This is a genomic window from Paracoccus sp. (in: a-proteobacteria) (genome assembly GCF_046289755.1).
GTDB lineage: Bacteria > Pseudomonadota > Alphaproteobacteria > Rhodobacterales > Rhodobacteraceae > Paracoccus.
Genome location: NZ_JBKBVD010000042.1, coordinates 1 through 25,782, shown reverse-complemented (window position 1 = coordinate 25,782; position 25,782 = coordinate 1). Strand labels below are relative to the sequence as shown.

Annotated in this window: 22 protein-coding genes; 6 read left to right on the top strand and 16 right to left on the bottom strand. The window is 65.9% G+C overall.

Translation table 11 applies throughout. From position 1 onward, the window contains the following. Positions 1-35: 35 nt before the first annotated feature. From ACK41U_RS14555 to coaBC, 9 genes are all read right to left on the bottom strand, one after another. Entirely contained in the window at positions 36-1,253 is a 1,218-nt protein-coding gene (locus ACK41U_RS14555; protein WP_409681536.1) for an NAD(P)/FAD-dependent oxidoreductase, read from the bottom strand. Positions 1,254-1,357: 104 nt separating this feature from the next. Continuing rightward, complete coding sequence (locus ACK41U_RS14550; RefSeq protein ID WP_409681534.1) at positions 1,358-2,566, bottom strand: cysteine desulfurase; 1,209 nt, start codon at positions 2,564-2,566, stop codon at positions 1,358-1,360. Then, on the bottom strand, positions 2,563-3,156 hold the full coding sequence (locus tag ACK41U_RS14545; protein WP_409681532.1) for a Yip1 family protein: 594 nt from the start codon (positions 3,154-3,156) through the stop codon (positions 2,563-2,565). The genes ACK41U_RS14550 and ACK41U_RS14545 overlap by 4 nt, the downstream gene beginning before the upstream one ends. Continuing rightward, the gene (locus ACK41U_RS14540; RefSeq protein ID WP_409681530.1) at positions 3,153-3,629 is read right to left on the bottom strand and encodes a hypothetical protein; all 477 of its coding nucleotides are present in this window, start codon (positions 3,627-3,629) and stop codon (positions 3,153-3,155) included. Before ACK41U_RS14540 ends, ACK41U_RS14545 begins: the two co-directional genes overlap by 4 nt. A 23-nt stretch (positions 3,630-3,652) precedes the next feature. Beyond that, on the bottom strand, positions 3,653-4,990 hold the full coding sequence (locus tag ACK41U_RS14535) for a SufB/SufD family protein (protein ID WP_409681528.1): 1,338 nt from the start codon (positions 4,988-4,990) through the stop codon (positions 3,653-3,655). Further along, on the bottom strand, positions 4,990-5,745 hold the full coding sequence (gene sufC / locus ACK41U_RS14530; protein ID WP_409681526.1) for a Fe-S cluster assembly ATPase SufC: 756 nt from the start codon (positions 5,743-5,745) through the stop codon (positions 4,990-4,992). Before sufC ends, ACK41U_RS14535 begins: the two co-directional genes overlap by 1 nt. Before the next feature lie 77 nt (positions 5,746-5,822). Beyond that, positions 5,823-7,343, bottom strand: coding sequence for a Fe-S cluster assembly protein SufB (gene sufB, locus ACK41U_RS14525; RefSeq protein WP_409681524.1), 1,521 nt, complete (start codon positions 7,341-7,343; stop codon positions 5,823-5,825). Next, positions 7,340-8,416 (bottom strand): cysteine desulfurase family protein, encoded by a 1,077-nt coding sequence (locus ACK41U_RS14520; RefSeq protein WP_409681522.1) that lies wholly within the window; start codon positions 8,414-8,416, stop codon positions 7,340-7,342. The genes sufB and ACK41U_RS14520 overlap by 4 nt, the downstream gene beginning before the upstream one ends. After that, entirely contained in the window at positions 8,413-9,651 is a 1,239-nt protein-coding gene (gene coaBC / locus ACK41U_RS14515; protein WP_409681520.1) for a bifunctional phosphopantothenoylcysteine decarboxylase/phosphopantothenate--cysteine ligase CoaBC, read from the bottom strand. The genes ACK41U_RS14520 and coaBC overlap by 4 nt, the downstream gene beginning before the upstream one ends. Before the next feature lie 126 nt (positions 9,652-9,777). Between coaBC and ACK41U_RS14510 the strand changes: the two genes are divergently transcribed. Further along, entirely contained in the window at positions 9,778-11,292 is a 1,515-nt protein-coding gene (locus ACK41U_RS14510; RefSeq protein ID WP_409681518.1) for a YifB family Mg chelatase-like AAA ATPase, read from the top strand. Here the strand turns inward: ACK41U_RS14510 and gshB are convergent. From gshB to rsmI, 3 genes are all read right to left on the bottom strand, one after another. Then, the gene (gshB, locus tag ACK41U_RS14505) at positions 11,289-12,254 is read right to left on the bottom strand and encodes a glutathione synthase (RefSeq protein ID WP_409681516.1); all 966 of its coding nucleotides are present in this window, start codon (positions 12,252-12,254) and stop codon (positions 11,289-11,291) included. The genes ACK41U_RS14510 and gshB overlap by 4 nt on opposite strands. A 66-nt stretch (positions 12,255-12,320) precedes the next feature. Beyond that, positions 12,321-12,737 (bottom strand): YraN family protein, encoded by a 417-nt coding sequence (locus ACK41U_RS14500; RefSeq protein ID WP_409681515.1) that lies wholly within the window; start codon positions 12,735-12,737, stop codon positions 12,321-12,323. A gap of 11 nt (positions 12,738-12,748) precedes the next feature. Continuing rightward, on the bottom strand, positions 12,749-13,657 hold the full coding sequence (gene rsmI / locus ACK41U_RS14495) for a 16S rRNA (cytidine(1402)-2'-O)-methyltransferase (protein ID WP_409681514.1): 909 nt from the start codon (positions 13,655-13,657) through the stop codon (positions 12,749-12,751). 100 nt (positions 13,658-13,757) lie between these two features. On the opposite strand from rsmI, the gene ACK41U_RS14490 reads away from it, so the two are divergent. Genes ACK41U_RS14490 through murJ form a run of 3 tightly spaced genes read left to right on the top strand, consistent with a single transcriptional unit; the run spans position 13,758 to position 19,321 of the window. Further along, positions 13,758-14,966, top strand: a complete 1,209-nt coding sequence (locus tag ACK41U_RS14490; RefSeq protein WP_409681512.1) for a penicillin-binding protein activator — start codon at positions 13,758-13,760, stop codon at positions 14,964-14,966. Positions 14,967-15,000: 34 nt separating this feature from the next. Beyond that, positions 15,001-17,790, top strand: a complete 2,790-nt coding sequence (locus ACK41U_RS14485) for a [protein-PII] uridylyltransferase (protein WP_409681510.1) — start codon at positions 15,001-15,003, stop codon at positions 17,788-17,790. A 4-nt stretch (positions 17,791-17,794) separates the two neighbouring features. Beyond that, on the top strand, positions 17,795-19,321 hold the full coding sequence (murJ, locus tag ACK41U_RS14480) for a murein biosynthesis integral membrane protein MurJ (protein WP_409681508.1): 1,527 nt from the start codon (positions 17,795-17,797) through the stop codon (positions 19,319-19,321). On the opposite strand, the gene ACK41U_RS14475 is transcribed toward murJ, so the two are convergent. Beyond that, positions 19,318-20,031, bottom strand: coding sequence for a rhomboid family intramembrane serine protease (locus ACK41U_RS14475; protein WP_409681506.1), 714 nt, complete (start codon positions 20,029-20,031; stop codon positions 19,318-19,320). The genes murJ and ACK41U_RS14475 overlap by 4 nt on opposite strands. 76 nt (positions 20,032-20,107) lie before the next feature. Between ACK41U_RS14475 and trpS the strand changes: the two genes are divergently transcribed. Beyond that, on the top strand, positions 20,108-21,151 hold the full coding sequence (trpS, locus tag ACK41U_RS14470) for a tryptophan--tRNA ligase (RefSeq protein ID WP_409681504.1): 1,044 nt from the start codon (positions 20,108-20,110) through the stop codon (positions 21,149-21,151). Between the two features lie 69 nt (positions 21,152-21,220). On the opposite strand, the gene ACK41U_RS14465 is transcribed toward trpS, so the two are convergent. Together ACK41U_RS14465 and cueR are read right to left on the bottom strand one after the other, a co-directional pair. Further along, positions 21,221-22,651, bottom strand: a complete 1,431-nt coding sequence (locus ACK41U_RS14465; protein ID WP_409681502.1) for a hypothetical protein — start codon at positions 22,649-22,651, stop codon at positions 21,221-21,223. A gap of 495 nt (positions 22,652-23,146) precedes the next feature. Beyond that, a complete protein-coding gene (cueR, locus tag ACK41U_RS14460) occupies positions 23,147-23,602 on the bottom strand; it encodes a Cu(I)-responsive transcriptional regulator (RefSeq protein ID WP_409681500.1) in 456 nt (151 codons plus the stop codon). Between the two features lie 144 nt (positions 23,603-23,746). Here cueR and ACK41U_RS14455 point away from each other — a divergent pair, with 144 nt between their 5' ends. Continuing rightward, positions 23,747-24,169, top strand: a complete 423-nt coding sequence (locus ACK41U_RS14455; protein ID WP_409681498.1) for a DUF305 domain-containing protein — start codon at positions 23,747-23,749, stop codon at positions 24,167-24,169. Between the two features lie 145 nt (positions 24,170-24,314). Here the strand turns inward: ACK41U_RS14455 and ACK41U_RS14450 are convergent, their stop codons facing one another. Continuing rightward, the gene (locus ACK41U_RS14450) at positions 24,315-25,205 is read right to left on the bottom strand and encodes an ATP-grasp fold amidoligase family protein (protein WP_409681496.1); all 891 of its coding nucleotides are present in this window, start codon (positions 25,203-25,205) and stop codon (positions 24,315-24,317) included. Positions 25,206-25,782: the final 577 nt, after the last annotated feature.

Genomic DNA, 25,782 nt, shown 5'->3' with positions numbered 1-25,782 from the left:
GACTTGTCCCCAAGATGTGGCCGCGCGGGAGAAAGTCAACCGCGCTTGAGCCGCGCGGGCTGCAACTGATCCCAGCCGGGCTTGCCATCCATCTCATCGGCCAGAATTTCGGCGGTGACGGGGCCAAGGGTAAAGCCCTGATGGCCATGGCCGAAATGCGCCCAGAGGTTCGGCTGATCGGGCACGCGCCCGACCAGAGGCAGCATATCGGGCATGCAGGGACGCCGGCCGGTCCAGGGCTCGGCCTCGACCGGGGCGCCGATGTCGAACAGCTCGCGCGCGGCTTTCTCGCCATGTTTCAGCTGCGGCGGCGACAGGCGGGGATGCGGGGTCAGTTCGGCGGCAGTGGCGATGCGCAAGCCCCGGCGCATGGGCGACATGACGACCGAATTGCCGAAATCCGCGATCGGGTGATGGGGCGGCATCTCCATATGGTAATGCCGGTGATAGCCGCGCTTAAACACCATCGGCACGCGCAGGCCAAAGCGTTCGGTCAGGATCGGCGACCACGGCCCCAGCGCGATCACGGCATGTTCGGCCTCGGCCTCATCGGCAACCCAGGCCGCGCCCTTGCGGTGCAGATCGCCCGCATCGCCGTTCACGATCCGCCCGCCCTGCTTTTGAAACAGTGCCGCATAGGCCGCGACCAGCCCGCCCGGATCGGCACAGTTCCAGCTGTCAGACCAATGGGTTGCGCCCTCAACCTCGATCTTGACTGAAGGTTCCATCGCACGCAGTTCGCGCCCGTCCATCAGCCGCGCCTCGACGCCGAATTCGGTGCGGAACCGCTCGGCCATCTTGCGGGCCTTGTCCATGCGGGCGGGGGTGCGATGCACCTCGATATAGCCGTTGCGGCGGATGATATTGTCGGCCCCGGCGGCGGCGATCAGCGGCCCGTGGCGGTCGGTCGATTGCCGGATCAGCTTGCCCCAGGTGACCGAGGCGCGCTTGTGCGCCGCAGGCAGCGAGTGGCGCGCATAGCTGAGGATCGCGCCAAGCTGCGGCAGCAACCCCGAGGGCGTCCATTTCACGTCAAAACCCCGGCCAAGCGCGATCTGCAACAGGGTAAACGGCGCCAGCGGCATGGCATAGGGCTCGACTGCCTCGGTCTGGATCAGTCCGGCATTGCCATAGCTGGTCTCACGCCCCGGCGTGCCACGTTCGACAATGGTGACATCGTGACCGCGCGCCTGCAGGGCCAGCCCCGTCGACACGCCGACCATGCCCGCACCCAGAACCAGAACTTCGGCCATCCTGCTGCCTCCCCTGCTGACGATGGGTCAGAGATGCAGACATTCCCCGCATCCGGCAAGGATTATCGGGCATTCTTCGGCGACCACCCGAATCTTTGCAAGATTCAGGCGAAAAGCTCGCGGCAGAAGGTCAATCCTTCGATCAGCGCGTCAACTTCTGCCTGCGTGTTATACATCGCGAAACTGGCCCGCGCGCTGGCGGTGATGCCCATGAACTCCATCAGCGGCATGGCGCAATGGCTGCCCGCGCGCACGGCGATTCCCTTCTTGTCGAGGATGGTCGAGATGTCATGCGCATGCGCCCCTGCCATCGTCATGGAAAAGATCGCGCCCTTGTCGGCCGCATCGCCCTGCACCTGCAGCCAGTTGAGGCTGCGCAGCCGGTCGCGGGCATAGTCGCGCAAGCCCCGCTCATGCGCGGCGATATTCTCCATCCCCAGATCCATCAGATAGTCCAGCGCGGCGCCCAGACCGATCTGGTTGACGATGCCGGGCGTGCCCGCCTCGAACCGCAGGGGCGGGTCGTTATAGGTGATCGCGTCGCGCCCGACCGTGCGGATCATGTCGCCGCCGCCCATGAAGGGGCGCATTTCCGCCTGCCGGTCCGCCCGGATCCAGATCGCCCCCGAGCCCGAGGGGCCGTACAGCTTGTGCCCGGTGATGCAGTAGAAATCCGCGCCAAGCGTGGACAGATCGACCGGCATATGCACCGCCGCCTGCGATCCGTCGACGACAAGCGGCAGGTCGGTGCCCGCCCGCACGCCCGCGATGTCGACCACCGTGCCGGTCACATTCGACATATGCGTCAGCGCAATCATGCGGGTGCGCGGGGTGATCGCGGCCAGCACCTTTTCGGGGGGCAGGCTGCCATCGGGCTCGGGCTCGACCCAGTTCAGCACCACCCCCTGCCGCTGGCGCAGGAAATGCCAGGGCACGATATTGGCGTGATGCTCCATCACCGACAGCAGGATTTCGTCGCCGGGGCGCAGATTGGGCGCGGCCCAGCCATAGCTGACAAGGTTCAGCGCCTCGGTCGAGCCGGAGGTGAAGATGATCTCGTTCTCGGGCGCGTTCAGAAAGCGGGCGATGGTGCCGCGCACGCGTTCGTAATTGTCGGTGGCAAGGTTTGACAGGTAGTGCAGGCCCCGGTGAACATTGGCGTATTCGCCCTCGTAGGCGCGGGTGATGGCGTCGATCACCACGCGGGGCTTTTGCGCGCTGGCGCCGTTGTCCAGATAGACCAGCGGGCGGCCGTTCACCTGACGCGACAGGATCGGAAAATCGGCGCGGACGGCGTTGACGTCAAAGTTCATTGCGGCATCTCCGGCAGAAGACCCAGAGCGGCGGCGAAAAAGGACATCACGAAGCCAAGCGCCAGCAGCGTGGCAAACATCACCAGCAGGATCTTGGGGCCGCTGGTAAAGCCGTGCAGCGCCTTGGTGAACTGGACCGTCAGCCACAGGAACAGCGCGACCGACAGGATGCCCAGAAGCCCCCCGAATGCGGGCAGGGCCAGCGACAGGATGATCTGAGCGGCCTGCACCAGCAGCAGGATCGTCTCGATCCAGACGGCCAGCAGCAGCGCATCCTCGAACCGGCCATGGCCGCCGAACATCCGGCCCACGCCCGCCATCAGCCCGGCACCGATCACAACCGCGACCAGCTGCAGGCCCGCCAGCAACAGCGGCTGCTGCCCCAGCGTGAACATCGGCGCGGCATCACCCGTGGGCGCGGGGTAGAACTGCATCGACACCCAGGCCAGAAGTCCCGAGACCGAGACGGTCAGCACCAGCGCCATCCAGCGCACCGACATCGGCCAGCCCTGCGCCATCAGCAGATGCGCGGCCTGTTCGGGCGCGCGGAATGTCAGCCGGATCAGGCCCTTGAAATCGTCTAAGGTCATGTCACTCGCCTTGCCAGCACCGAAACTCCGGCGCCCCAGATCATCAGAAATCCCAGACCCGCCACTGCGCGGGTCAGGGTCAGCGCCGGGCCGGGGCCGATCATCCCCGCCACCAGACCCGCCAGCAGCATCGCCGGTGCCACGGCCAGCAAAGCCCAGAACAGTGCCAGACGCGAATCCTCGGGCGCAAGCCGCCATGGCGTCGCCCGCGCGATCAGCGCCACCAGCGCGGCCACGGCATAGGCCAGCAGCGGCGCCATGAACATCACCGCCATCAGCGCCGCCCCCATCCGCGCCTCGAACGGAATCGCGGGGTCCAGTTGCGCGGCGCGGGCATGCTGGGGCGCCTGCGCCACCAGCATGAACAGCATGGCCAGCATCAGCACCACCAGCAGCACCCGGTCGGGCATGCCGGAAAGGCCCCGCACCACCCGGCGCGGGGCCCACCAGCTTTGCATCACGCGTTGGGCCATGCCGCCCCCTTGCGGGGGGCGGCTTACGCCTCGGCTTGTGCGGTCAGCCATGCATCAAGCCGCTCGTTGATATGGTCGCGCAGGGCCTCGTCCTCGACCTCGGCCAGCGCGTCGGCCAGAAAGGACAGGACCAGAAACACGATCGCCCGGTCCTGCGGCACCCCGCGCGAGCGCAGGTAGAACAGCGCATCCTCGTCGATCGCGCCGGTGGTCGAACCATGCGAGCATTTCACGTCATCGGCGTAGATTTCCAGCTCTGGCTTGGCCAGGAACTGGCTGGCCTCGTCCAGCAGCAGCGCCTGACTGATCTGATAGCCATCGGTCTTCTGCGCGCCCTTCCTGACCAGAATCTTGCCCTGAAACACGCCGGTCGCGCCGTTTTTCAGCACCTTTTTGTACACCTGACGGCTTTCGCCGCGCAGCGCGCCATGGGTCACGAACACCGTGTCGTCCTGATGGAACGGCCCGGCATGGCCGTCGCCCAGCACCGCCGCCGCGATATGCGCCACGGCATCGTCGCCGGTGATGTCGATGACGCTTTCGGTGCGCATCATCCGCCCGCCGACCTGCAGCGCGAAACTTTTCAGCTGCGCCCCCTCGCCGACCCGCGCGAACAGATGCGACAGCCCGACCAGCGGATCGCCCGCCCGTTTCGAGCTGATGTGATGCAGCCGCGCACCCTCCGCCAGATCAACCTCGATCAGCCCGTTCGAGCGCGCGCCGGTCTTGCCGGTCTCCAGCAGCGTCAGCTCGGCCCCCGCCTCGACGCGCAGGACGTGGTGCCAGACCGCATCCGCCGCCGCATCGCCCCGGCGGTGGATCACATGGACCGGGCGCGCGGGCTTGCCCGTCACCCGGATCAGCAGCCCGTCCGCCGCACAGGCCGAATTCAGCGCCGCAAAGGGGCGCGGGACCGGCGTCTGGCCCGCAGCCTCCAGCCGGCCATAGAGATCCGCCGCCCAGTGACCGTCTGCCACCTGCGACAGCGGCGTGATCTCTGCCCCGTCCAGCGCCAGCGGGTCCGAGGCGGCCGCGTCAAAGACCCCATCGACAAAAACCAGCCGCAGGCAGTCCAGATCGGCAAACAGCACCGAAGGCGCGTCAGCCACCAGCGGCTTGTCCTCGGGGCGCGCCGCGTTGAACGGGCGCGGGTCGGTATAGCGCCAGTATTCGTCACGCCGCCCCGGCAGGCCCATCGCACGCAGCCGCGCCAGCGCATCGGCGCGGGCCTCTGCCAGCGTTGCGGGCAGGCTCAGCGCCGCCAGCCGCGCCTCAAGCGCATCGGCGGACTGGGCACCGCCCGCGACCTGCCCCGCAACCTGAGGTGTCACGTCCTTGGTCTTGACCGCCACGTCAGCCATCAGCCGGCCTCCGCCAGAAGATCGCCATAGCCGTTCTCTTCGACCTCCAGCGCCAGCTCCGGGCCACCCGATTTGATGATGCGGCCATCCGACATGATATGCACGACATCGGGTTTGATGTGATCCAGCAGGCGCTGGTAATGGGTGATGACCAGAAAGCTGCGATCGGGGCTGCGCAGCGCGTTCACGCCATCCGCCACCAGCCGCATCGCATCCACGTCCAGACCCGAATCTGTCTCATCCATGATGCACATGCGCGGCGCCAGCATGGCCATCTGCAGGATCTCGTTGCGCTTTTTCTCACCGCCCGAGAAACCGACATTCACCGGGCGTTTCAGCATATCGGGGCTGATCTGCAGATCCGCGGCCTTGGCGCGCACGATTTTCAGGAACTCGCCCGCGGTCAGTTCGGCCTCGCCGCGCGCCTTGCGCTGCGCGTTCACGGCGGTGCGCAGAAAGGTCATGTTGCCGACGCCGGGGATCTCGACCGGATACTGGAAGGCCAGGAACAGACCCGCAGCCGCACGTTCCTCGGGCTCCATCTCCAGCAGGCTTTCGCCCTCCAGCGTGGCCTCGCCCCCGGTCACCTCATAGCCGTCGCGGCCCGACAGGACATAGGACAGGGTCGACTTGCCCGACCCGTTCGGCCCCATGATCGCATGGACCTCGCCTGCCGGAACCTCCAGCGTCAGACCCTTCAGGATCTGCTTGTCCTCTTCTTCAAGTTTGACGTGCAGGTTGTTGATTTTAAGCATATTTCCCTCAAACGGCGAAGGCGCCAGCAGGGGCGCCGCATAGATTGGCGGCCGGGCGCGCAGCCCGGCCGGAATGATCACCCGACCGAGCCTTCGAGGCTGATCGCCACCAGCGCCTGCGCCTCCATGGCGAATTCCATCGGCAGGGCCTGCAGCACCTCGCGGCAGAAGCCGTTCACGACCAGCGCCACGGCCTCTTCCTCGTCCATCCCGCGACTGCGGCAGTAGAACAGCTGGTCGTCATCGACCTTGCTGGTCGTGGCCTCGTGCTCGACCCGGCTGGAGTTGTTCCTGACCTCGATATAGGGGACCGTATGCGCCCCGCATGTGTCGCCGATCAGCAGGCTGTCGCATTGGGTGTAGTTGCGGCTGTTGGTGGCGCGCGGGTGCATCGTCACCAGCCCGCGATAGGTGTTCTGCGCCTGACCCGCCGAAATCCCCTTGGACACGATCCGCGAGCGGGTGTTCTTGCCCAGATGGATCATCTTGGTGCCGGTATCGGCCTGCTGCCAGTTGTTGGCGATGGCGATGGAATAGAACTCGCCCTGGCTTTCGTCGCCGCGCAGGATGCAGGACGGGTATTTCCAAGTGATCGCCGACCCGGTCTCGACCTGCGTCCACATCACCTTGGCGCGGGCCTCGCGGCAATCGGCCCGCTTGGTGACAAAGTTATAGATGCCGCCCTTGCCGTCCTCATCGCCGGGGAACCAGTTCTGGACGGTCGAGTATTTCACCTCGGCATCTTCCAGAATGACAAGCTCGACCACCGCCGCATGCAGCTGGGTCGTGTCGCGCTTGGGCGCGGTGCAGCCTTCCAGATAGCTGACATAGCTGCCCCGGTCGGCGATGATCAGCGTGCGCTCGAACTGGCCGGTATTCTCGGCATTGATGCGGAAATAGGTCGACAGCTCCATCGGGCATTTCACGCCGGGCGGAATGTAGACGAACGAGCCATCCGAAAAGACGGCGCTGTTCAGCGTGGCGAAATAGTTGTCCGATTGCGGCACAACCGAGCCGAGGTATTTCTTCACCAACTCGGGATGCTCGCGGATCGCCTCGGAGATCGAGCAGAAGATCACGCCCGCCTTGGCCAGCTCATCCTTGAAGGTCGTGCCCAGGCTGACGCTGTCGAACACCGCATCGACGGCCACGCGGCGGCCATCGGCGGGCGCATCCTCGGCCCCCTCGACGCCTGCCAGAATCATCTGCTCGCGCAGCGGGATGCCCAGCTTTTCATAGGTCGCCAGCAGCTTGGGATCGACCTCGTCCAGCGACTTGGGCTTTTCTTCCATGCTTTTGGGGCGGGCGTAGTAATACTGATCCTGATAGTCGATGACCGGATAGTTCAGCATCGCCCATTTCGGTTCGGTCATGGTGACCCAGCGGCGATAGGCTTCCAGCCGCCAGTCGGTCATCCATTCCGGTTCGTTGTTCTTGGCCGAGATCAGGCGGACGATGTCTTCGTTCACGCCCTTGGGCGCGTATTCCATCTCGATCTCGGTATTCCAGCCATGTTTGTAGCTGCCCATGTTCTGCACGGTTTCGACCGTTTCGCGGTCAACACCTTCGCGTACATCAAGATCGGTGGTTGCCGTCATCCTCTGTCCTTCCTCGGGCCGGGCCCCCTGGCCTGGCCGTTCCTGTCGCGCCAGCGTGAATACGCGCTTTCCCAGGCATCCGCAAATCGGTTCATCTGATCCTCGTCCAAAGCCGGACTTATGGAAACCCGGATCGCCGATTGCGCCTGATGATCGTCATACCCCATCGCCTGAAGGGTGCCGCTGGCCCGGACCTTGCCCGACGAACAGGCCGAGCCTGCCGAAATGGCAAAGCCCGCAAGGTCCATTGCCATGACCTGCGTTTCACCCCTCCAGCCGGATGTAAGAAGGCAAGAGGTGTTCGGCAAGCGCCGCGCCGCCTTTCCTGCCACCAAAAGGTCAGGAAAACGCCCGGTCAGCCGCGCCTCCAGCCGGTCGCGGCGGGCGGCGACCTCGTCCCACAGCCCGGCCTCCAGATCGGCTTGCGCGGCGCGGGCGGCGGCGGCAAAGCCCAGAATGCCGGGCAGGTTTTCGGTCCCCGCGCGGCGGCCCTGTTCCTGCCCGCCGCCCTTCAGGATGGCCTCCAGATCGGTCCCTTTCTTCAGCACCAGCGCGCCGATCCCCTTGGGACCGCCCAGCTTATGCGCGCTGAGCAACCCCGCCGTCACGCCCAGCCAGTTGAAGGCAAAGGGGATCTTGCCGAACGCCTGCGTCAGGTCGCTGACAGCCAGCCCCTCGGGCAGGCGCTGCATCACGCCGGTTTCGCTATTGGCCAGTTGCAGCGTGGCGCGGCCCGGATCGGCCACGGTGACCAGCCCGTCACCATCCACCGGCAGCGACCGGTCGCACCAGACCTTGACCGCGTCATGTTCCACCGGCGCGCAGGCCAGCCCCCGTCCAGCCAGCACCATGGCCGCCGCCTCGGTCGCGCCCGAGGTAAAGACCAGATCCGCCCCCTCGGCGCCAAGGGCTGCGGCGATTTCCTCACGCGCGCGCTCCATCGCCATTTTGGCCGCGCGCCCCTCGGCATGGACCGAGGACGGGTTGCCCACCAGATCCATCGCCGCGATCATCGCCGCGCGCGCCTCGGGGCGCAGGGGCGTGGTGGCGTTCCAGTCCAGATAGGCCCTCATGCCAAGGCCTGCGCGATGCGGGCGGCCAGGCGGGCGGCAACCTCGGTCTTGGACATGCGCGGCCAGTCCTCGGCGCCGTCTGCGGTGATCAGCGTCACGGCGTTCTCGGCCCCGCCCATAATGCCGGTCGCGGGGCTGACATCATTGGCGACGATCCAGTCACAGCCCTTGCGCAGCCGCTTGGCCGTGGCATGTGCGATCACATCATGGGTTTCCGCCGCAAACCCCACGACCAGCGCCGGGCGCTGCGCATCGCGGCTGAGCCAGGCCAGAATATCGGGGTTCTCGGCCATCTCCAGCGCGGGCAGCCCGCCTGCGGTCTTTTTCATCTTCTGATCGCTGCCGTTCAGCACCCGCCAGTCGGCCACCGCCGCCGCCATCACGGCGGCATCCGCAGGCAAGGCCGCCTCGACCGCATCGCGCATCTGCTGCGCCGTCTGGACCGCAATCACCTGCACGCCCTGCGGCGGCGGCACGCTGGCCGGGCCGGTGACAAAGCTGACCCGCGCGCCCAGATCGCGCAGCGCCGCCGCAATCGCCGCCCCCTGCGCGCCGCTGGAACGGTTGGCGATATAGCGCACCGGGTCGATCGGCTCATGCGTCGGCCCCGAGGTCACGATGACATGCCGCCCCGCCAGCGGCCCACGCGGCACCTGCGCCTCGGGCAGCAGCCGCAAGGGCGCGCCCAAGGCCCCCCCCGGCAGCGCTGCCCGGATGGCAGACAGGATTGCCTCAGGCTCGGCCATGCGACCGGGCCCGAATTCGCCGCAGGCCATCTCGCCCTCATCGGGGCCGATCACATTGATGCCGTCGCCGCGCAGGGTGGCCAGATTGCGCTGCGTGGCGGCATGCTGCCACATCCGCACATTCATGGCGGGCGCGATCAGCACCGGCTTGTCGGTCGCCAGCAGCAGGGTCGAGGCCAGATCATTCGCCAGCCCCTGCGCCATCTTTGCCATCAGATCCGCCGTCACGGGCGCCACCACGACCAGATCGGCCCGGCGCGACAGCTGGATATGGCCGATCTCGGCCTCGGCTGCGATGTCGAACAGATCCTGATGCACCGCCTCGCCCGCCAGCACCGACAGCGACATGGGCGTCACGAATTGCGCGCCCGCCGCCGTCAGAACCGGCGTCACATGCGCCCCCGCCGCCCGGATCAGCCGGATCAGCGCCGGGATCTTGGTGGCGGAAATCCCGCCGCCCGTGATCAGAAGTATCCGTTTGCCCAGCATCCCGCCCCCAACCATTCGCACGCGCCTCACAGATAGACCCGCAGGCCCGCGCCCGCAAGAAAGGCGCCGTTAACCCGATCTTAACCGATGCGCCGTTAACGATCAGGGAAAGCAAACGGAGCGCACATGGTCGCCATCGCCTATTCGGTCGCGTTCGAGGGCGTCGAGGCGCGTCTGGTCGAGGTGCAATGCGCCGTCGCCGCCGGTCTGCCCGGTTTTGGCATCGTGGGCCTGCCCGACAAGGCGGTCAGCGAGGCCCGCGAGCGGGTGCGCGCGGCCTTTGGCGCGCTGGCCATCGCGCTGCCCAACCGGCGTGTGACGGTGAACCTGTCGCCCGCCGACCTGCCCAAGGAGGGGGCTCATTTCGACCTGCCCATCGCGCTGGCGGTGCTGGCCGCGCTGGAGATCGTGCCGCAGGATGAACTTGCGCGCTGCATCTGTCTGGGCGAGCTGGCGCTGGACGGGCGGCTGGTGCCGGTCATGGGCGCGCTGCCCGCTGCCATGGCCGCAGCCGAGGATGACCGCGCGCTGATCTGCCCCCGTGCCTGCGGCCCCGAGGCCGCCTGGATCGAGGCCGTGCCCGTTCTGGCCGCCGCCACGCTGCGCGAGGTGATCGACCATCTGACCGACCGCGCGCCCCTGCCCCGCGCCACGCCCGGCACGGTCGCCGACAGCGATCACCGTCTCTGCATGTCCGAGGTCAAGGGGCAGGAACGCGCCAAGCGCGCGCTGGAGATTGCGGCGGCGGGGCGGCACCACATGATGATGGTCGGCCCGCCCGGCGCCGGCAAGTCGATGCTGGCGGCCCGGCTGCCGGGGCTGATGCCGCCCCTGTCGCCGATCGAGGCGCTGGAAACCTCGATGATCCATTCGCTGGCGGGCACGCTGAAAAATGGCGGCATCTCGCGGCAGGCGCCGTTTCAGGAACCCCATCACACGGCCTCGATGGCGGCGATCGTGGGCGGCGGGCGCGGCGCGCGACCGGGCCAGATCAGCCTGGCCCATAACGGCGTGCTGTTCATGGACGAGATGCCGGAATTCTCGCGCCCGGTGCTGGAGACGCTGCGCCAGCCGATCGAGACGGGTGAGGTCGTGGTCGCCCGCGCCAACGCCCATATCCGCTATCCCTGCCGGTTCCTGCTGATCGCTGCGGCCAATCCCTGCCGCTGCGGCTATCTGGCCGATGCGGCGCGGGCCTGTTCGCGGGCGCCGGGCTGTGGCGGCGACTATCTGGGCCGGGTCTCGGCGCCGCTGATGGACCGGTTCGATCTGCGGTTCGAGGTGCCTGCCGTCCATTTCAGCGATCTGGACCTGCCGCCGGGCGGCGAAACCTCGGGCGAGATCGCGCGCCGCGTGGCCGAGGCGCGCGGCATCCAGACGCGGCGCTTTGCCGACGCGCCCGACATCCGCGTGAATGCCGAGGCCAGCGGCGCGGTTCTGGATCAGATCGCCGCCCCCGACGAGGCAGGCAAGGCCCTGATCCACAAGGCGGCCGAGCGGCTGGGCCTGACCGCCCGCGGCTATCACCGCATCCTGCGCAGCTCCCGCACGATCGCGGATCTGGACCATTGCGACAAGGTCCATCCCCAGCATCTGGCCGAGGCGATCAGCTACCGGCTGCCGTTCATGGCGGGCGGCTAGCGGGGGGTCGTCTCACGCTGCGCGGCCACCCGGCGCTCGATCGCGATCCAGAGGGCTTCGGCGGCGTTGATGCCGTCAAACCGCTCAAGCTCCTGAATGCCGGTGGGCGAGGTCACGTTGATCTCGGTCAGCCAGCCGTCGATGACATCAATGCCGGTAAAGATCAGACCCTTCTCGCGCAGGACCGGGCCGATGCGGGCGCAGATGTCGCGCTCACGCGCGGTCAGCCCGACCTGTTCGGCGCGGCCGCCCACATGCATGTTCGACCGCGCCTCGCCCTTCAGCGGAACACGGTTGATGGCGCCGACCGGCTCGCCATCGACAAGAATGATCCGCTTGTCCCCCTTGACGACCGCAGGCAGGAATTTCTGCGCAATCAGGGGCTCGCGGTTGATGCCCGTGAACGTCTCGAACAACGATGACAGGTTCGGGTCTTCGGGCCTGAGGTGAAAGACCCCCGCGCCGCCATTGCCGTAAAGCGGCTTGACGATGATCTCGCCATGGCGCGCCCGGAAGGCGCGGATCGCGTCCAGATCGCGCGAGATCAGCGTCGGCGGTGTCAGATCGGGAAAGTCCAGAACCATCAGCTTTTCCGGGCAGTTGCGCACCCAGAACGGATCATTGACCACCAATGTCCCAGGATGCACCCGGTCCAGAAGATGGGTCGAGGTGACATAGGCCATGTCGAACGGCGGATCCTGACGCAGCCAGATCACATCGAACTCTGTCAGGTCAACATCGGCCCATTCCCCGAACTCAACATGGTCGCCTTGCACCGCGCGCAGCGTGACCGCGCGCCCGCGCGCAATGACCCGCCCCTCATCATAGCGCAGTTGATCCACGGTATACTGAAACAGCCGGTGCCCCCGGCTCTCGGCCTCAAGCCCGATGCGGAATGTGCTGTCGGCGGTGACCGAGACATTCTCGATCGGGTCCATCTGCAAGGCGACGTATAGGCTCATCCCAACCCCCAAAAGTTGCGCGCGGACTTGTCGCCCGCGGACGGAGGCAATGCAAGGCAGTCCCTTTCAGTTTTCCCAGAAGGCATTCGGAATCTGCTCGACCCGACCCGTCTGATCCACCAGCGCCGCGTCAAACCGCATCGGAACCGTGCCCAGGCCCGCAACCTCGCAATATTCGCAGGCGGCCCGGCAGATCCGTGCCATCTGAGCAGGGCGCAACCGCTCGGCGGCAATCGCGTGGGTCGCGGCCTTTTTGACCTCGACAAAGACCAGATCCTCACCGTCCTGAAAGATCAGATCAATCTCGCCCGCCTTGCCGCGCCAGCGGCTGGCCCGCAACACCGCGCCCCGCGCCAGATAGTGCCGGTGAACCGAATCCTCGGCCATGACGCCCGACAGGGCCGCAACGCGCCCACGCTCGCGGCGCGCCCACGGGACAACCGGAACGCCCGTAGAAAAGTCATCGTGGAGATGCTGTCCCATTCTGGCAAACCTCACTCAGGGCGCGCCAAAGCCAGCGCGCGTTGATACAGATCGCGTCGCGCCAGACCCAGCTCGCGCGCGGCTTCCCGGGCGGCGTCCTTGACTGACAAGGTCGCCATGTGCATCCGCAGAACAGTGTCGATCCGTTCCTCATCCGGCGGTGCGGGCAAGGACCGGTCGAGCACAACGACAATTTCGCCCTTCAGGGTCGCCATGCGGGGATCAGACGCCAGGTCCTGCGCCGTGCCGCGGATGATTTCCTCGAATTTCTTCGTCAGTTCACGCGCCACCACTGTAACCCGATTCGGATCAACCTCGCACAGATCATTCAACATCCGGTTAATGCGCCGGGGGCTTTCAAAGAATATCAACGTCGCATCGGTCCACAGCCACTCTCGCAGCCAGCTCAGCCGTGCGGCCTGTGTTGACGGGGGAAAGCCCAGAAACAGGAAGCGGTCGCTTGGCAGGCCCGACAGGCTCAGCGCCGCCAGCGCGGCCGAGGGGCCGGGCAGCGCATGCACCCGCGCCCCGGCCTGCGCGGCATCCAGCGCCAGACGATAGCCGGGATCGGCGACCAGAGGCGTGCCCGCGTCCGAGCAATAGGCCACGCTGAGCCCCTCGGCCAGCGCCGCCAGCAGCGCGGGCCGCGCGCGATCGCCATTGTGGTCGTGATAGGCGAGGATGCGCCGTCCGCGCAGCGGCACGCCGTGAATGTCCATCAGATGGCGCAGCACCCGCGTATCCTCGGCGGCCAGCATGTCGGCGCTGTTCAGAACATCCAGCGCCCGCAGGGTAATATCGCGTGCGGCCCCGATCGGGGTCGCCACAAGATAAAGCCCGGGACCAAGCCGCGCCGCCTCGATATGGGCACCAAGCCGCGCGGGCGGGGGCACGGCTGGTCCTGTGGTCCGGTCGGTCATCCCAATCTCCTTGCTGTGCGCGGGCTGATTGCCAAGCCCCGGGCGAGGGCCTAGTTTGCCACAACCGGCGTCCAGCTGCGATCCATGAGGGGAATTTCACATGTCTGCATCCGCCACAACCCGGCCCGCCAGCAGGTTGCGCCATGCCATCCTGCGCACGGGCGCCGTCATCTCGGCCCTGTTGCTTGCCGCCTGCGATCCTGTGGGCAGCGCCGGGCAGGCCACCGGCCCCGAGATCGGCCAGCAGATCACCCCCGGCGCGCCGGTGCGGGTGGCGCTTCTGGTGCCCGGCGGGTCGGGGTCACAGGATCTGGACTGGCTGGCGCGCAGCCTGCGCAACTCGGCGCGGATGGCTGCGGCGGATGCGCAGGGCGCGGCCATCGACCTGCGCGTCTATGACAGCGGCACCTCGGCCGAAACGGCCGTGGCACAGGCCAATATCGCCGCCGATGCCGGGGCGCAGATCATTCTGGGCCCGCTCTTTGCCGAGGCTGCGAATGCGGTCGGCAACGCCATGATGCCGCGCAATATCAATGTGCTGTCCTTCTCCAACAACACCCAGGTCGCGGGCGGCAACGTCTTTATCCTCGGCAACAGCTTCGAAAACATCGCCGACCGGCTGGTCCGCCACGGGGTCCGTCAGGGCAAGCGCAACTATTTCGTCGTGGCCGAGGATGACATCGCGGGCCAGCTGGGCGGCCGCGCCATCGAGACCGCCATCGCCCGCAACGGCGCGCGGCTGATGGGGCGCACCAACCACCCGGTGTCGATCAGCGGGATCGACAGCGCCAGCCCCCGGATCGCCACGGCGGCCCGGTCGGGTCAGGTCGACGCCATCTTCATGACCGGCAACAATCAGGCGGTGCTGCCCTATCTGGCCAAGGCGCTGGCCGATGCGGGCGTCACCTCGCAGGTGACGCAGATGATGGGCCTGACCCGCTGGGATCAGCCGTCCGAGCGCCTGCGCATGCCGCAACTGGCCGAGGGCTGGTTCGCCATCCCGGATCAGACGCTGATAAGCCAGTTCGAGACCCGCTACCGGCAATCGCATGGCGAGGCGCCGCATCCGCTGGCCTATCTGGCCTATGACGGCACGGCGGCGATCGCCTCGCTGGCGCGCTCGGGGCGCAGCAATGCGCTGACCACCACCGGCCTGACCCAGCGCGCGGGCTTTTCCGGCGTCGGTGGCCTGTTCCGGCTGAACCGCAACGGCACCAGTCAGCGCAGCCTTGCGGTCGCCACGATCCGGGGCGGGCAACTGGTCATTCTGGACCCGGCACCGCGCAACGCCCGTGGTCTGGGATCGTGAACGGAACCTTCAGCCGATGGGTCAAAAGCCCCAGATGACCGACAAGACCCCCAACCTGCCCGTCCCCGCTCTGCCCGTCCCGATCCCTGCCGGGGCGGATGCCACGCAAGACCCGCTTGGCCTGCTGCCCCAGCTTGAACAGGCGCTGGAGGGCCTGACCGTCCCGCGCGAGATCCGTGCCCGCACGGTGGCCCTGCTGACCGAGGCGCGCGCGGACGCCATGGCCGGGATCGAGGCCGCCTTTGCCCGCAACCCACGCGCCGCCCGCGAGATGGTGCGCGCCATCGCGGCGCTGACCGACAGCACCGTGATTGCCGTGCACCATGTGGCCACCACGCGGCTGCACCCGCTGCATTCCCCCTCGGAGTCCGAGCGTCTGGCGGTGCTGGCCGTGGGCGGCTATGGCCGGGCCGAGATGGCGCCTGCATCCGATGTGGACCTGCTGTTCCTGACGCCGTGGAAGATCACGCCCTGGGCCGAAAGCGTCGTCGAATCGATGCTGTACATGATGTGGGACCTGAAGCTGAAGATCGGCCATTCGATCCGCAGCGTCGATGATTGCCTGCGCCTTGGCACAGCCGACATGACGATCCGCACCTCGCTGGTCGAGAACCGGCTGATCACCGGCCATGCACCGCTGTCAACCGAGCTGCGCGACCGGCTGTGGTCGGACCTGTTCGAACGCAGCGTGCCCGAATTCATCGAGGCCAAGCTGGACGAGCGCGCCGCCCGCCACGCCCGGCAAGGCGGCCAGCGCTATGTGCTGGAGCCGAATGTGAAGGAGGGCAAGGGCGGGCTGCGCGACCTGCAGACCCTCTACTGGATCGCAAAATACATCCACCGCGTCGACCGCGCGGTTGAACTGGTCGATCTGGGCGTGTTTTCGCGCGACGAGCATCTGGCCTTCTGGCAGGCCGAGGATTTTCTGTGGGCGGTGCGCTGCCATCTGCATCTGATCGCGGGGCGCCCGGTCGATGTGCTGTCCTTTGACATGCAGGTCGAGGTCGCGCGCCGCATGGGCTATGCCGATGGCGCCGCCCGCCGCGCGGTCGAGTTCTTCATGCAGGATTATTTCCGTCAGGCCACCCGCGTGGGCGAGCTGACCCGCGTGTTCCTGACCGAACTGGAAACCCGCCACGTCCGCACCGCACCCTTTCTGGGCCGCATCTTCCGCAGGCGCCGCAAGATGCGGCCCGGCTTTGTCGATCAGCAGGGCCGGCTGGCCTTCGAGACCGAGGCGGCGCTGTCCGATCCCCTCAATATCCTGCGCCTGTTCGAAGAGGCGCTGCGCACCAGCGTTCTGATCCATCCCGACGCGATGCGCCTTGTCGCCGCCAATCTGGACCTGATCGACGAGGACGTGCAGACCGCCCCCGAGGCGATCCGCATCTTCATGGACCTGCTGCTGAAACACGGCAATCCCGAACGCGCCCTGCGCCGCATGAACGAGCTGGGCGTTCTGGCCGCCTTCCTGCCGGAATTCGAGCCGGTCGTGGCGATGATGCAGTTCAACCACTATCACCACTACACCGTCGACGAACATTCCATCCAATGCGTCGCAGCCCTGGCCGAGATCGAGCGGGGCGAGCATCCGGGCGACCTGCCCTTGTCCAGCGAGATCATGCAGGCCGGTGGCATCAGCCGGCGCGTGCTGTATCTGGCGACGCTGCTGCACGACATCGGCAAGGGGCGGTCCGAGGATCACTCGATCCTGGGCGCACGGATCGCGCGGCGGATCGCGGCCCGCTTCGGCTTTGCGCAGGACGACATCGACACGGTCGAATGGCTGGTGCGCCATCACCTGCTGATGTCGGACGTGGCGCAGAAACGCGATATTTCCGACCCGCGCACGCTGCGCGACTTTGCCAAGGCGGTGAAGACCCGCAAGCGGCTGGACATGCTGCTGGTGCTGACCGTCTGCGACATTCGCGGCGTGGGTCCGGGGACCTGGAACAACTGGAAGGCGGCGCTGCTGCGCAAGCTGCATCAGGAAACCGCCGCCGCGCTGGAAAACGGGCTGGAGGAACTGAACCGCGACCGCAGGCAGGCCGAGGCCAAGCGGTCCCTGCGCCACATGCTGGTCGCCAAGGGATGGGAGCCACGCTCGATCCGGGCCGAGCTGGGGCGCCATTACGACGCCTATTGGGCCGGGCTGACCACATCGACGCAGGCCAGTTTCGCGCAGATGCTGCACAAGATCACCGCCGACGAGATCCGCATCGAGATGCGCGCCGATCCTGACCGCGATGCGACGCAGGCGGCCTTCGTGCTGGCCGATCATCCGGGCATCTTCTCGCGGCTGGCCGGGGCGCTGACGCTGATGGGCGCCAATGTCGTGGACGCGCGCACCTATACGACGCGCGACGGCTATGCGACGGCGGTGTTCTGGGTGCAGGACGCCGAGGGACATCCGTTCTCGGAAGACCGGTTGCCGCGCCTGCACCAGACCATCCTGCGCACCCTGCGCGGCGAGATCGTGGCGCGCGAGGCATTCGCCACCCGCGACAAGCCCAAAAAGCGCAACCGCGAGTTCAGGTTTCCGACCCATATCACCTTCGACAACGAGGGCAGCGACATCTACACCATCATCGAGGTCGACACCCGCGACCGGCCCGGCCTGCTGTATGATCTGACGCGGACCCTTGCGGGCAACCATATCCAGATTGTCAGCGCCATGATTGCGACCTATGGCGCACAGGTGGTCGACAGCTTCTATGTCAAGGACATGTTCGGGCTGAAACTGCACAGCGCCGCGAAACGCGACGCGCTGGAAAAGAAACTGCGGACGGCCATGGCCGACGGGGCCAAACGGGCAGAGGCTTGAGAAGATGAAAACCGGACTGGTGCGCGGCTTTCTGGCCGTGGGAAGCTGGACATTCCTGTCACGGCTGACAGGATTTGCACGTGACATCCTGATGGCGCGATGGCTGGGCAGCGGCACGGTCTCGGACGCGTTCTTCGTGGCGCTGGCCTTGCCCAACATGTTCCGCCGCTTCTTCGCCGAGGGCGCCTTCAACACCGCCTTCGTGCCGATGTTTTCCAAAAAGCTGGGCGACCGCGAGGATGCGGGCAGCTTTGCGCGCGACGCCTTTAACGGGCTGTTCGCCTGCGTGCTGCTGCTGACCGGGATCGGCCTTGTCGCCATGCCGGGGCTGGTCTGGCTGATGGCCTCGGGCTTTCAGGGCGATGCGCGCTTTGATCTGGCGGTGATCTATGGCCGGATCATGTTCCCCTATATCCTGCTGATCTCGCTGGCGGCGATGATTTCGGGCGTGCTGAACGCCAATGGCCGCTTTTCCGCCGCCGCCGCCGCGCCGGTCCTGCCGAACCTGCTGTTTCTGGCCGCCATGGCGCTGGCGCGCTGGCAGGGCTGGGATGTGGGGCTGGCGCTGGCATGGGCCACGCCGGTCACCGGCATCGCGCAGCTGTGCCTTGTCTGGTGGGACGCGCATCGCCACGGCTGGACGTTCATCCCCTCGCGCCCCCGCCTGACACCCGAGATGCGGCACCTGCTGCGGGTCGCCGCGCCTGCGATCCTTGCGGGGGGCGTGGTGCAGATCAACCTGCTGGTGGGCCGTCAGGTCGCCTCGCGGTTCGAGGGGGCGATCTCGTGGCTGAACTATTCCGACCGGCTGTATCAGCTGCCGCTTGGCATCGTGGGTGCGGCGGTGGCGGTGGTGCTGCTGCCGGAACTGGCGCGCAGGCTTGAGACGGGCGACACCGAGGGCGGGCAATCGGCCTTTAACCGCGCGACAGAGTTCGGGCTGTTCCTGACCCTGCCTGCCGCCGCGGCCATCGCGGTGATCGCGCACCCCATGGTCAGCACGCTGTTTCAGCGCGGCGCCTTCACCGCCTTCGACACGCAGCAGACGGCAGCCGCACTTGTGGTCTATGCTCTGGGCCTGCCCGCCTTCGTGCTGCAAAAGATCCTGCAGCCGCTGTATTTCGCGCGCGAAGACACCCGCACGCCGTTCCGCTTTGCCGTCAATTCCATGGTGGTGAACGCGCTTGTGGCCTTTGGCCTGATGCCCTTCATGGGCTTTCTGGCGGCGGCGCTGGCCACGACGCTGGCGGCATGGGTGATGGCCGCACAGTTGATATGGGGGATGCGCGGCATGGGTCAGGCGGTCCATATGGACGCCCGGCTGAAACGCGCCCTGCCCCGGATCCTGGCCTGCTCGGCGCTGATGGCGCTGGCGCTGTGGGGGATGCGGCACGGGCTGGAGGGCCTGCCGCGCATCCCGTCGCTGGCGATCATGGTGTTCGGCGGTGGCGCGATCTATTTCGCACTGGCCTTCGTGATCGGCGGCTATCGCCCGTCAGAGCTGAAAGCCGCCATGAAGCGCGGCGGTTAACGCTGGCGCATCTGCGCCAGTGCCCGCCCGAGCCCGCCATCGACCAGCAGGAAGCTGAGGCCGAAGCCCACCGCAAAGCCCGCGATCTCGGCGATCCAGCCATGGCCTTGCGGGCCGTAGAGCACGCCAAAGACCAGCTGGAACAGCAGCAGCATGCCGATCAGCAGGAAGGCGCGCATCCGGTTGGCATTCTGCGCCGCCAGCCGGGTCCACAGCAGAAAGGTGAAGGCGCCGACCAGCCCGTAGACCGCCGGATAGCCGCCGATCAGCGGCGCGGGCGGCGCGCCCAGCATCGGCTGGATCGCCGAATAGACCAGCGCGCCGCCGATGGCCGATCCGAAGAACAGCGCCAGCACCGCCCATGGCCGGAAGTTCTGCGCCACCATATTGCCAAGCGCCAGCGTGAACACGACGACAAACAGCGCATGGGTCAGCGAGACATGCACGAAGCTGAAGCTGAGCGCGCGATACAGCTGGTCGGTGTCGATGATCCCCAGACCCCAGATCCGCTGCGCCAGTTCCGGCGGAAAGGCTGCAAACCGGATCGCGTCCAGCCTGAGGCCCACGCCCTGCGCGCCGCCGATGATGCCTGCCTGACCCAGCGCCATCACGGCCTCGATGGCGATGACGGGCAGGGCCAGCAGCCAGATCACGGGCGGCAGCGGGTTGATGGGCGATTGGGTCAGGCCGGAACGCGAGGGGGGGCGCATGGGATTTCCTTGACGGTTGCGAAGGGCTCGGCCAACCGCTAAGCCACGGGCCAGGAAATTCCAAGGCAGGCCGGTCATGTCCGAACCCATCAACGCCCCGATCAATGCCACCTTCCGCCCGCGCATCTTCTCGGGCATCCAGCCCTCGGGGGGGCTGACGCTTGGCAATTATCTGGGCGCGCTGAAACGCTTTGCCGCGCTGCAGGGCGGACAGGCCGAGACGATCTATTGCATCGTCGATCTGCACGCCATCACCGTCTGGCAGGACCCCGAGGTTCTGCGCTGCCGCATCCGCGAGGCGGCAGCGGCCTTCATGGCGGCGGGTGTCGATCCGGCGAAATCCGTCCTGTTCAACCAGTCGCAGGTCAGTGCGCATGCCGAAATGGCGTGGCTGTTCAACACGGTGGCCCGCGTCGGCTGGATGTACCGGATGACCCAGTTCAAGGACAAGGCGGGCAAGAACAGCGAAAATGCCAGCCTCGGCCTGCTGGCCTACCCGGCGCTGATGGCGGCCGACATCCTGACCTATCAGGCGACCGCCGTGCCGGTGGGCGAGGATCAGAAACAGCATCTGGAACTGACCCGCGACATCGCCGCCAAGTTCAACCACGACTACAAGGTCGATCATTTCCCGATCACCGAGCCGCTGATCGAGGGCGTGGCCACCCGCGTCATGTCCCTGCGCGACGGCAGCAAAAAGATGTCGAAATCCGATCCCTCGGACGCCAGCCGCATCAATCTGACCGACGACGCCGACACGATCGCGCAAAAGATCCGCAAGGCCCGCACCGATGCCGAGCCTCTGCCGGCCCAGATCGAGGGTCTGAAAGACCGCCCCGAGGCCCGCAATCTGGTCAATATCTACGCGGCCCTTGCCGACGAGACGCCCGATCAGGTGCTGGCCCGGTTCGAAGGTCAGGGATTCGGCAACTTCAAGCCCGCGCTGGCCGAAGTTGCCGTCGCGGCGCTGTCGCCCATCACCGCGAAGATGGCCACCTATCTTGATGACCCGGCGCAGATCGACCGCATCCTAGCCGATGGCGCCGCGCGCGCCGATGCGATTGCGACCCCGATCCTTGAGCGGACCAAGGATATCATGGGCCTGCTGCGCACCCGCTGACGCCAGACGCGCCTGCATACCGGAGCGCCCTGTCAGGTCGTTCCGGCGCGCAGGCGCGGACAGTCCCGGTCAGTTATACTCGAATTCCTTCAGCGCCGGTACGGTCCGATCAAGGATCATGTCATAGGGCGCGTCCGATTTCCGCAGGTGCAGCGGAAGCTGCATCGACAGCTGGATCAGCCTGCGGTCGTTGAACGGATTGACGACGAAATTGTTCGGCGTGCCGTAGTTCCGCGTGCCCTGACCATGGGTCAGAACCATGTCCAGCCAGAGGATGTCATAGACCTTGGGGCGTGCCGACTGCGGCAAGTGATCGTACCACGCGTTGACCTGGGCCAGCAGCTGCTCTTTGCGGTCCGGATCTGCCGTGGCGGTCCCCAGCTGCAGGCGTCGCAGCGCATGCAGGGGATCGAACGGCATCTCTTCGGTCTTGCCGTTCCAGTTGGTGGCGCGCATGATCCCCATGATATTGCCGCGCGGCATGACCATGCCGCCGGGCAGCGTCTCGGAGATGGCAAGCGACTGCAGCGCGGTGCCGAAATTCGAATAGCCGTTCCGCCGCAGATAGAGCGCCTTGACCTCGCGCGTCAGCTTGACGAATTTGAACTCCTGAAACGGCAGGCCCAGAAACGCCGCCAGCTGCGCGCCCAGCACTGCGTCGCGCCCCGACATCCGGTGAAAGCGCCAGGCAAACAGCGTAAAGGCACGGGTCATTTCAGGCAGTGCGGCCGCGACGAGGCAGCGCGAATCCCGCCCCCCCGACAGAGGCACGATGCAGGTGCGTTCACGCAGGATTTCAGACATGTTGCGACCAAGACGGGCGGTGATCTCGTCCATGATGGTGGACATCTCATCCGCATCTGTCCGCGTCACCAGATCGGTGTCGCCGCGGGGCCAGTGGCGCACCGGCCGGAAGCTGTCCAGATCCAGATAGTAGTTGGCCAGCAGCCTGTGCGTGCCCCGGTCGCGGGTGTGACCAAGCCCGTAATGCGCCTCGGATTTCTTGATTTCTCCAAAGGGGAACAGGGGGTTGTCCTGAAAATCGCCCTCCATCACGAACAATGTGGTCGAGCCTGCCACGCGGGTCTGCGGATTGTAAACCGCCGCCAGATCGCCCACCGGGTCCAGATACAGCCGCCGGTGCGCACCCACCGAAATGACCGCCGCAAAGCGCCCGGCTGTCCGTTCGACAAGCGCCTCGGCCTCGCGCAGGATCGCGTCGTCTTCTGAACCGCCCAGCCGGTACTCATCCGTCAGCATCCGCCCGTCGGGCGCGATGGCAAGCCCGAACACCACCCCCACCCTGCGCCCGTCTGCCGCCGTCAACATCGTCAGCGCAAGATCAGGCGCCGTGTCGATCTGCACCCCCTCCAACGACGTCCGGGGCCAGCCCGGCAACCGGACCGCATCCGAGGTCGAGATCATGAATTGATGGGGGTATGTATTGACGAATGTGTCGCTGGCCAACGAGGACGGGCCGAGAACCGTAGGTCTGAACATGGTCTTATCCAACTCATTACACATACCCGACCTAGAGCGTCTGGAGCCTGCGCTGTCAACAAACTGTGCCCGGCGGCGGCGCGGCACGGCACGATGGCGGATGACGACGGGACGCTGCCCGCCTGCAACGCAGGATGTACCTGGCAGTATTCGGGGCAACCGCATGCGGGGAAGAGGCGTCGAGGTTGGTCAAATCAGCGCTGGAACGTCGTCCATGATTTCTGCAAGATCCTGTAGAGATTTGAGCAGTGCGGCAGGATCATCCCCAGGGTCATACATAAGGCATTTCAGCTTTCGATTTTTTCTCAAAGCCTTCCCTAGATCATCGGGTATCTTGGAAGCCGTGACCTTCAAGGCCAGTGACCCGGGCGCCGCAGCATCCGCAATCGGGTGAGCGGAACACCTGTGCCCGGATCGGGGCCTGTCGCACGCCTGCCATTGCCGGAGCCGAAAGAAGACAAGCGGCCATCGCCATCGTGAACATCCGTCGATTGATCATGAGCCGATCCGTTCCTTGAAGCCTTTGTCCTGCGCCTGGCGGGTCGCCTTGGTTTCGCCCGTTTCTGGCGTTTCGAGCTGTTGCAGGATCGGGCAATCCGGACGCTCATTGCCGGCACAGGCGTTCGCCAGGTCCTCGAGGGTGTCGGCCATTTCCTGCAGATGAGCGATCTTTTGGCGCAAGTCCCGGACCCGCACCTGCGCCAGCGCCTTCACATCGGCACTGCGCCTGTCCTTGTCACGCCACAGGTCCAACAGTTCGGTGATCTCGGCGATGGAAAAGCCCAGATCGCGGGCGCGGGCAATGAACCGCAGCATGTGGACATCGCCCGGCACGTAGGCTCGGTATCCCGACGCGGTTCGGCTGGCATTCGGGATCAGGCCGATCTGCTCGTAATAGCGGATCATCTTGGCCGATACGCCCGAGCGGCTGGCGGCATCTCCGATATTCATGGGCAGGGCTCCATTGCTGCGACAAAAGCGATATGGGGGTTCCCGTGATGGGAAGGTCAAGGGAGCGATCACAGCTTTGTGCAGCCATTGACCTTACAACGATGGGAAGGACTATCTGAGAGGCAGTAGAAGGAGAGCACTGCCATGAAGACATTCGTCCCCATCCTGCTGACGACCCTTGCCCTTGCCACGCCGGGCCTTGCCCAACAGAGGATGGACCACTCTGCCCATGGCGACATGGCGCAGATGGATCATTCGAAGCACGGAGACATGGCGATGTCCGGGGCGATGTCCGGGGCGCAGCCCGACGACACGCCCTCGACGACGGCCTATCGCGAGGCGATGGCCGACATGCACACGAACATGGACGTGGAATATTCCGGCAACGCGGACGTGGATTTCATGCGCGGCATGATCCCCCATCATCAGGGGGCGATCGACATGGCCCGCATCGTTCTGGAACACGGATCGGACCCTGCGGTGCGCGCCTTGGCCGAAGAGGTCATTGCCGCGCAGGAGGCGGAAATCGAGATGATGGAGAATTGGTTGGCCGGGCACGACGGCTGATCGCGCAGAGGCCCACAGCAATCAGTCCAGCAGGCAGCTTTGGCTTTTCAGGCTGCCTGCCTGGGCTCAGGGAACATCCGCCTCGTCCCTACTGCGGAGACCGCGCGGCCATTCTCGCTCAGGCCATATTGGATCAGCGCCATGCTCACGTGATGCTTCTGATCAAACGGTCCTTGACCCGGAACTCATACGGCACCGTGATCATCGCAGGTGGCAGGCCCAGCCTGTCATTTGCATCCCGCCATGCCTTGCCCAGTTCCAGGTCGAACGCATCGGAGAACGTGAACATATTTCCGTGCCATGGCGCGCCCGGCGTATGGGTCAGCTCGCCGACAACCGGGCCCCGTGGGGTTGCGTAGCAATCGACCGAGACAAAGGGGGCTTTCAGGGCCACCGACACATCTGCTGCCAGTTGAAGCAAGCCCTGCCAGCAGTCCGGCTTGCGATGCCGCATCAGCGTGCTGGCCCGGGCCGGATTGATCTGCACCCGCCGATCAAGGATCGGCCGGAACCCGCCATCAAAGAAGGCGAACCTTTGCGGGCGCGTGCTTCTGTCCACCTGAAGGACGAACTTTGTCACGCCATGGAACGCGTAGATCTTGTAGTCGTAGGGGATTGCGATTTCCGGGTCCTCATCCAGAGCCCGTTCTTCGATAAAAAAGGTCAGCTTCCTGCCGACATCCGCTTCCAGCACGCGGCAGGACGTGATCACTTGCTCTGACGTCATCGTCTCGCCGGTCAAGGCCTCGGTCCAGCTGTCATCGCCCAGCCTTTGCAGGACCATGACCCCCTTGCTGTTCCAGAGCGCCGCAGGCTTGAGAACGCAGAGGTCTGGGGCGTCGTTCAGACTGACATTCCTGGCGCCGTCAAACGTCTGATGGATGCGCAGATGGGACAGACCGTTCCTGGACAGGAACTGATTGAGCGCCACCTTGCTCATCCGGGACGCCGGTTGGTCTTCTTTGTTCCACCGGCGCGCACAAAGTTCGATCCAGGTCAGCGCGGGGCGCTGATCTTCGCGTTGGGTCGCAAACATGAACTATCACTCACGAACTATAATTTTCTGGCGTAATTGTTAACAAGATCAGGGGATAACCTGTTGTCACCTATGTTAAACCTGTCTTTTTGTACAGATCAAACCGGCCATCGACTGCACACCTCATGGCGAATCACTTCTGCGCCCGCATCCGCTCCGCGAACGCCCTGCCCGCCTCGAATGTGCTTTTGCGGTTCTCGGTCGTCTGCACCAGCGCGCGCGCTCTGGACGAGGTCCATGGCGCGGGATGGTGCCGCAGATTCCGCTGGGTCGACACACCGCCGCCCGAAAGGACCGGGCGCGCGAATCGGTCGCAAACACGCTGGCAGGCAAGCCTGCGCGGCAGGGACGCGCTTTGCAGGCGCCTATGACGCTTTTTGATGAGGGGCGGGCCGTTGGGGGGCTGTCGATGCTTGCCCTCCAATAGCTCCACAGAGCTTGATCCGCTCGCAGCCGTCGCCTAGCAACTGTATCCCTCACGCGGTCGAAGGCGTCCATTTCTGACGGCTTTTACACAGGGCGTTAGCCAGGTTGACCAGTTTCCGGGCGACCGCCGTTATGATGACCTTGTGCGGTT

Coding starts and splice junctions, on each gene's coding strand:
- ACK41U_RS14455 (WP_409681498.1), top strand. CDS start 23,747: ATGAAGACATTCGTCCCCATCCTGCTGACGACCCTTGCCCTTGCCACG.
- ACK41U_RS14465 (WP_409681502.1), bottom strand. CDS start 22,651: ATGTTCAGACCTACGGTTCTCGGCCCGTCCTCGTTGGCCAGCGACACA.
- rsmI (WP_409681514.1), bottom strand. CDS start 13,657: ATGACCGACCGGACCACAGGACCAGCCGTGCCCCCGCCCGCGCGGCTT.
- ACK41U_RS14555 (WP_409681536.1), bottom strand. CDS start 1,253: ATGGCCGAAGTTCTGGTTCTGGGTGCGGGCATGGTCGGCGTGTCGACG.
- coaBC (WP_409681520.1), bottom strand. CDS start 9,651: ATGCTGGGCAAACGGATACTTCTGATCACGGGCGGCGGGATTTCCGCC.
- ACK41U_RS14500 (WP_409681515.1), bottom strand. CDS start 12,737: ATGGGACAGCATCTCCACGATGACTTTTCTACGGGCGTTCCGGTTGTC.
- ACK41U_RS14490 (WP_409681512.1), top strand. CDS start 13,758: ATGTCTGCATCCGCCACAACCCGGCCCGCCAGCAGGTTGCGCCATGCC.
- ACK41U_RS14540 (WP_409681530.1), bottom strand. CDS start 3,629: ATGGCCCAACGCGTGATGCAAAGCTGGTGGGCCCCGCGCCGGGTGGTG.
- gshB (WP_409681516.1), bottom strand. CDS start 12,254: ATGAGCCTATACGTCGCCTTGCAGATGGACCCGATCGAGAATGTCTCG.
- ACK41U_RS14520 (WP_409681522.1), bottom strand. CDS start 8,416: ATGAGGGCCTATCTGGACTGGAACGCCACCACGCCCCTGCGCCCCGAG.
- ACK41U_RS14450 (WP_409681496.1), bottom strand. CDS start 25,205: ATGTTTGCGACCCAACGCGAAGATCAGCGCCCCGCGCTGACCTGGATC.
- ACK41U_RS14475 (WP_409681506.1), bottom strand. CDS start 20,031: ATGCGCCCCCCCTCGCGTTCCGGCCTGACCCAATCGCCCATCAACCCG.
- ACK41U_RS14535 (WP_409681528.1), bottom strand. CDS start 4,990: ATGGCTGACGTGGCGGTCAAGACCAAGGACGTGACACCTCAGGTTGCG.
- cueR (WP_409681500.1), bottom strand. CDS start 23,602: ATGAATATCGGAGATGCCGCCAGCCGCTCGGGCGTATCGGCCAAGATG.
- ACK41U_RS14545 (WP_409681532.1), bottom strand. CDS start 3,156: ATGACCTTAGACGATTTCAAGGGCCTGATCCGGCTGACATTCCGCGCG.
- sufC (WP_409681526.1), bottom strand. CDS start 5,745: ATGCTTAAAATCAACAACCTGCACGTCAAACTTGAAGAAGAGGACAAG.
- murJ (WP_409681508.1), top strand. CDS start 17,795: ATGAAAACCGGACTGGTGCGCGGCTTTCTGGCCGTGGGAAGCTGGACA.
- ACK41U_RS14550 (WP_409681534.1), bottom strand. CDS start 2,566: ATGAACTTTGACGTCAACGCCGTCCGCGCCGATTTTCCGATCCTGTCG.
- sufB (WP_409681524.1), bottom strand. CDS start 7,343: ATGACGGCAACCACCGATCTTGATGTACGCGAAGGTGTTGACCGCGAA.
- ACK41U_RS14510 (WP_409681518.1), top strand. CDS start 9,778: ATGGTCGCCATCGCCTATTCGGTCGCGTTCGAGGGCGTCGAGGCGCGT.
- trpS (WP_409681504.1), top strand. CDS start 20,108: ATGTCCGAACCCATCAACGCCCCGATCAATGCCACCTTCCGCCCGCGC.
- ACK41U_RS14485 (WP_409681510.1), top strand. CDS start 15,001: ATGACCGACAAGACCCCCAACCTGCCCGTCCCCGCTCTGCCCGTCCCG.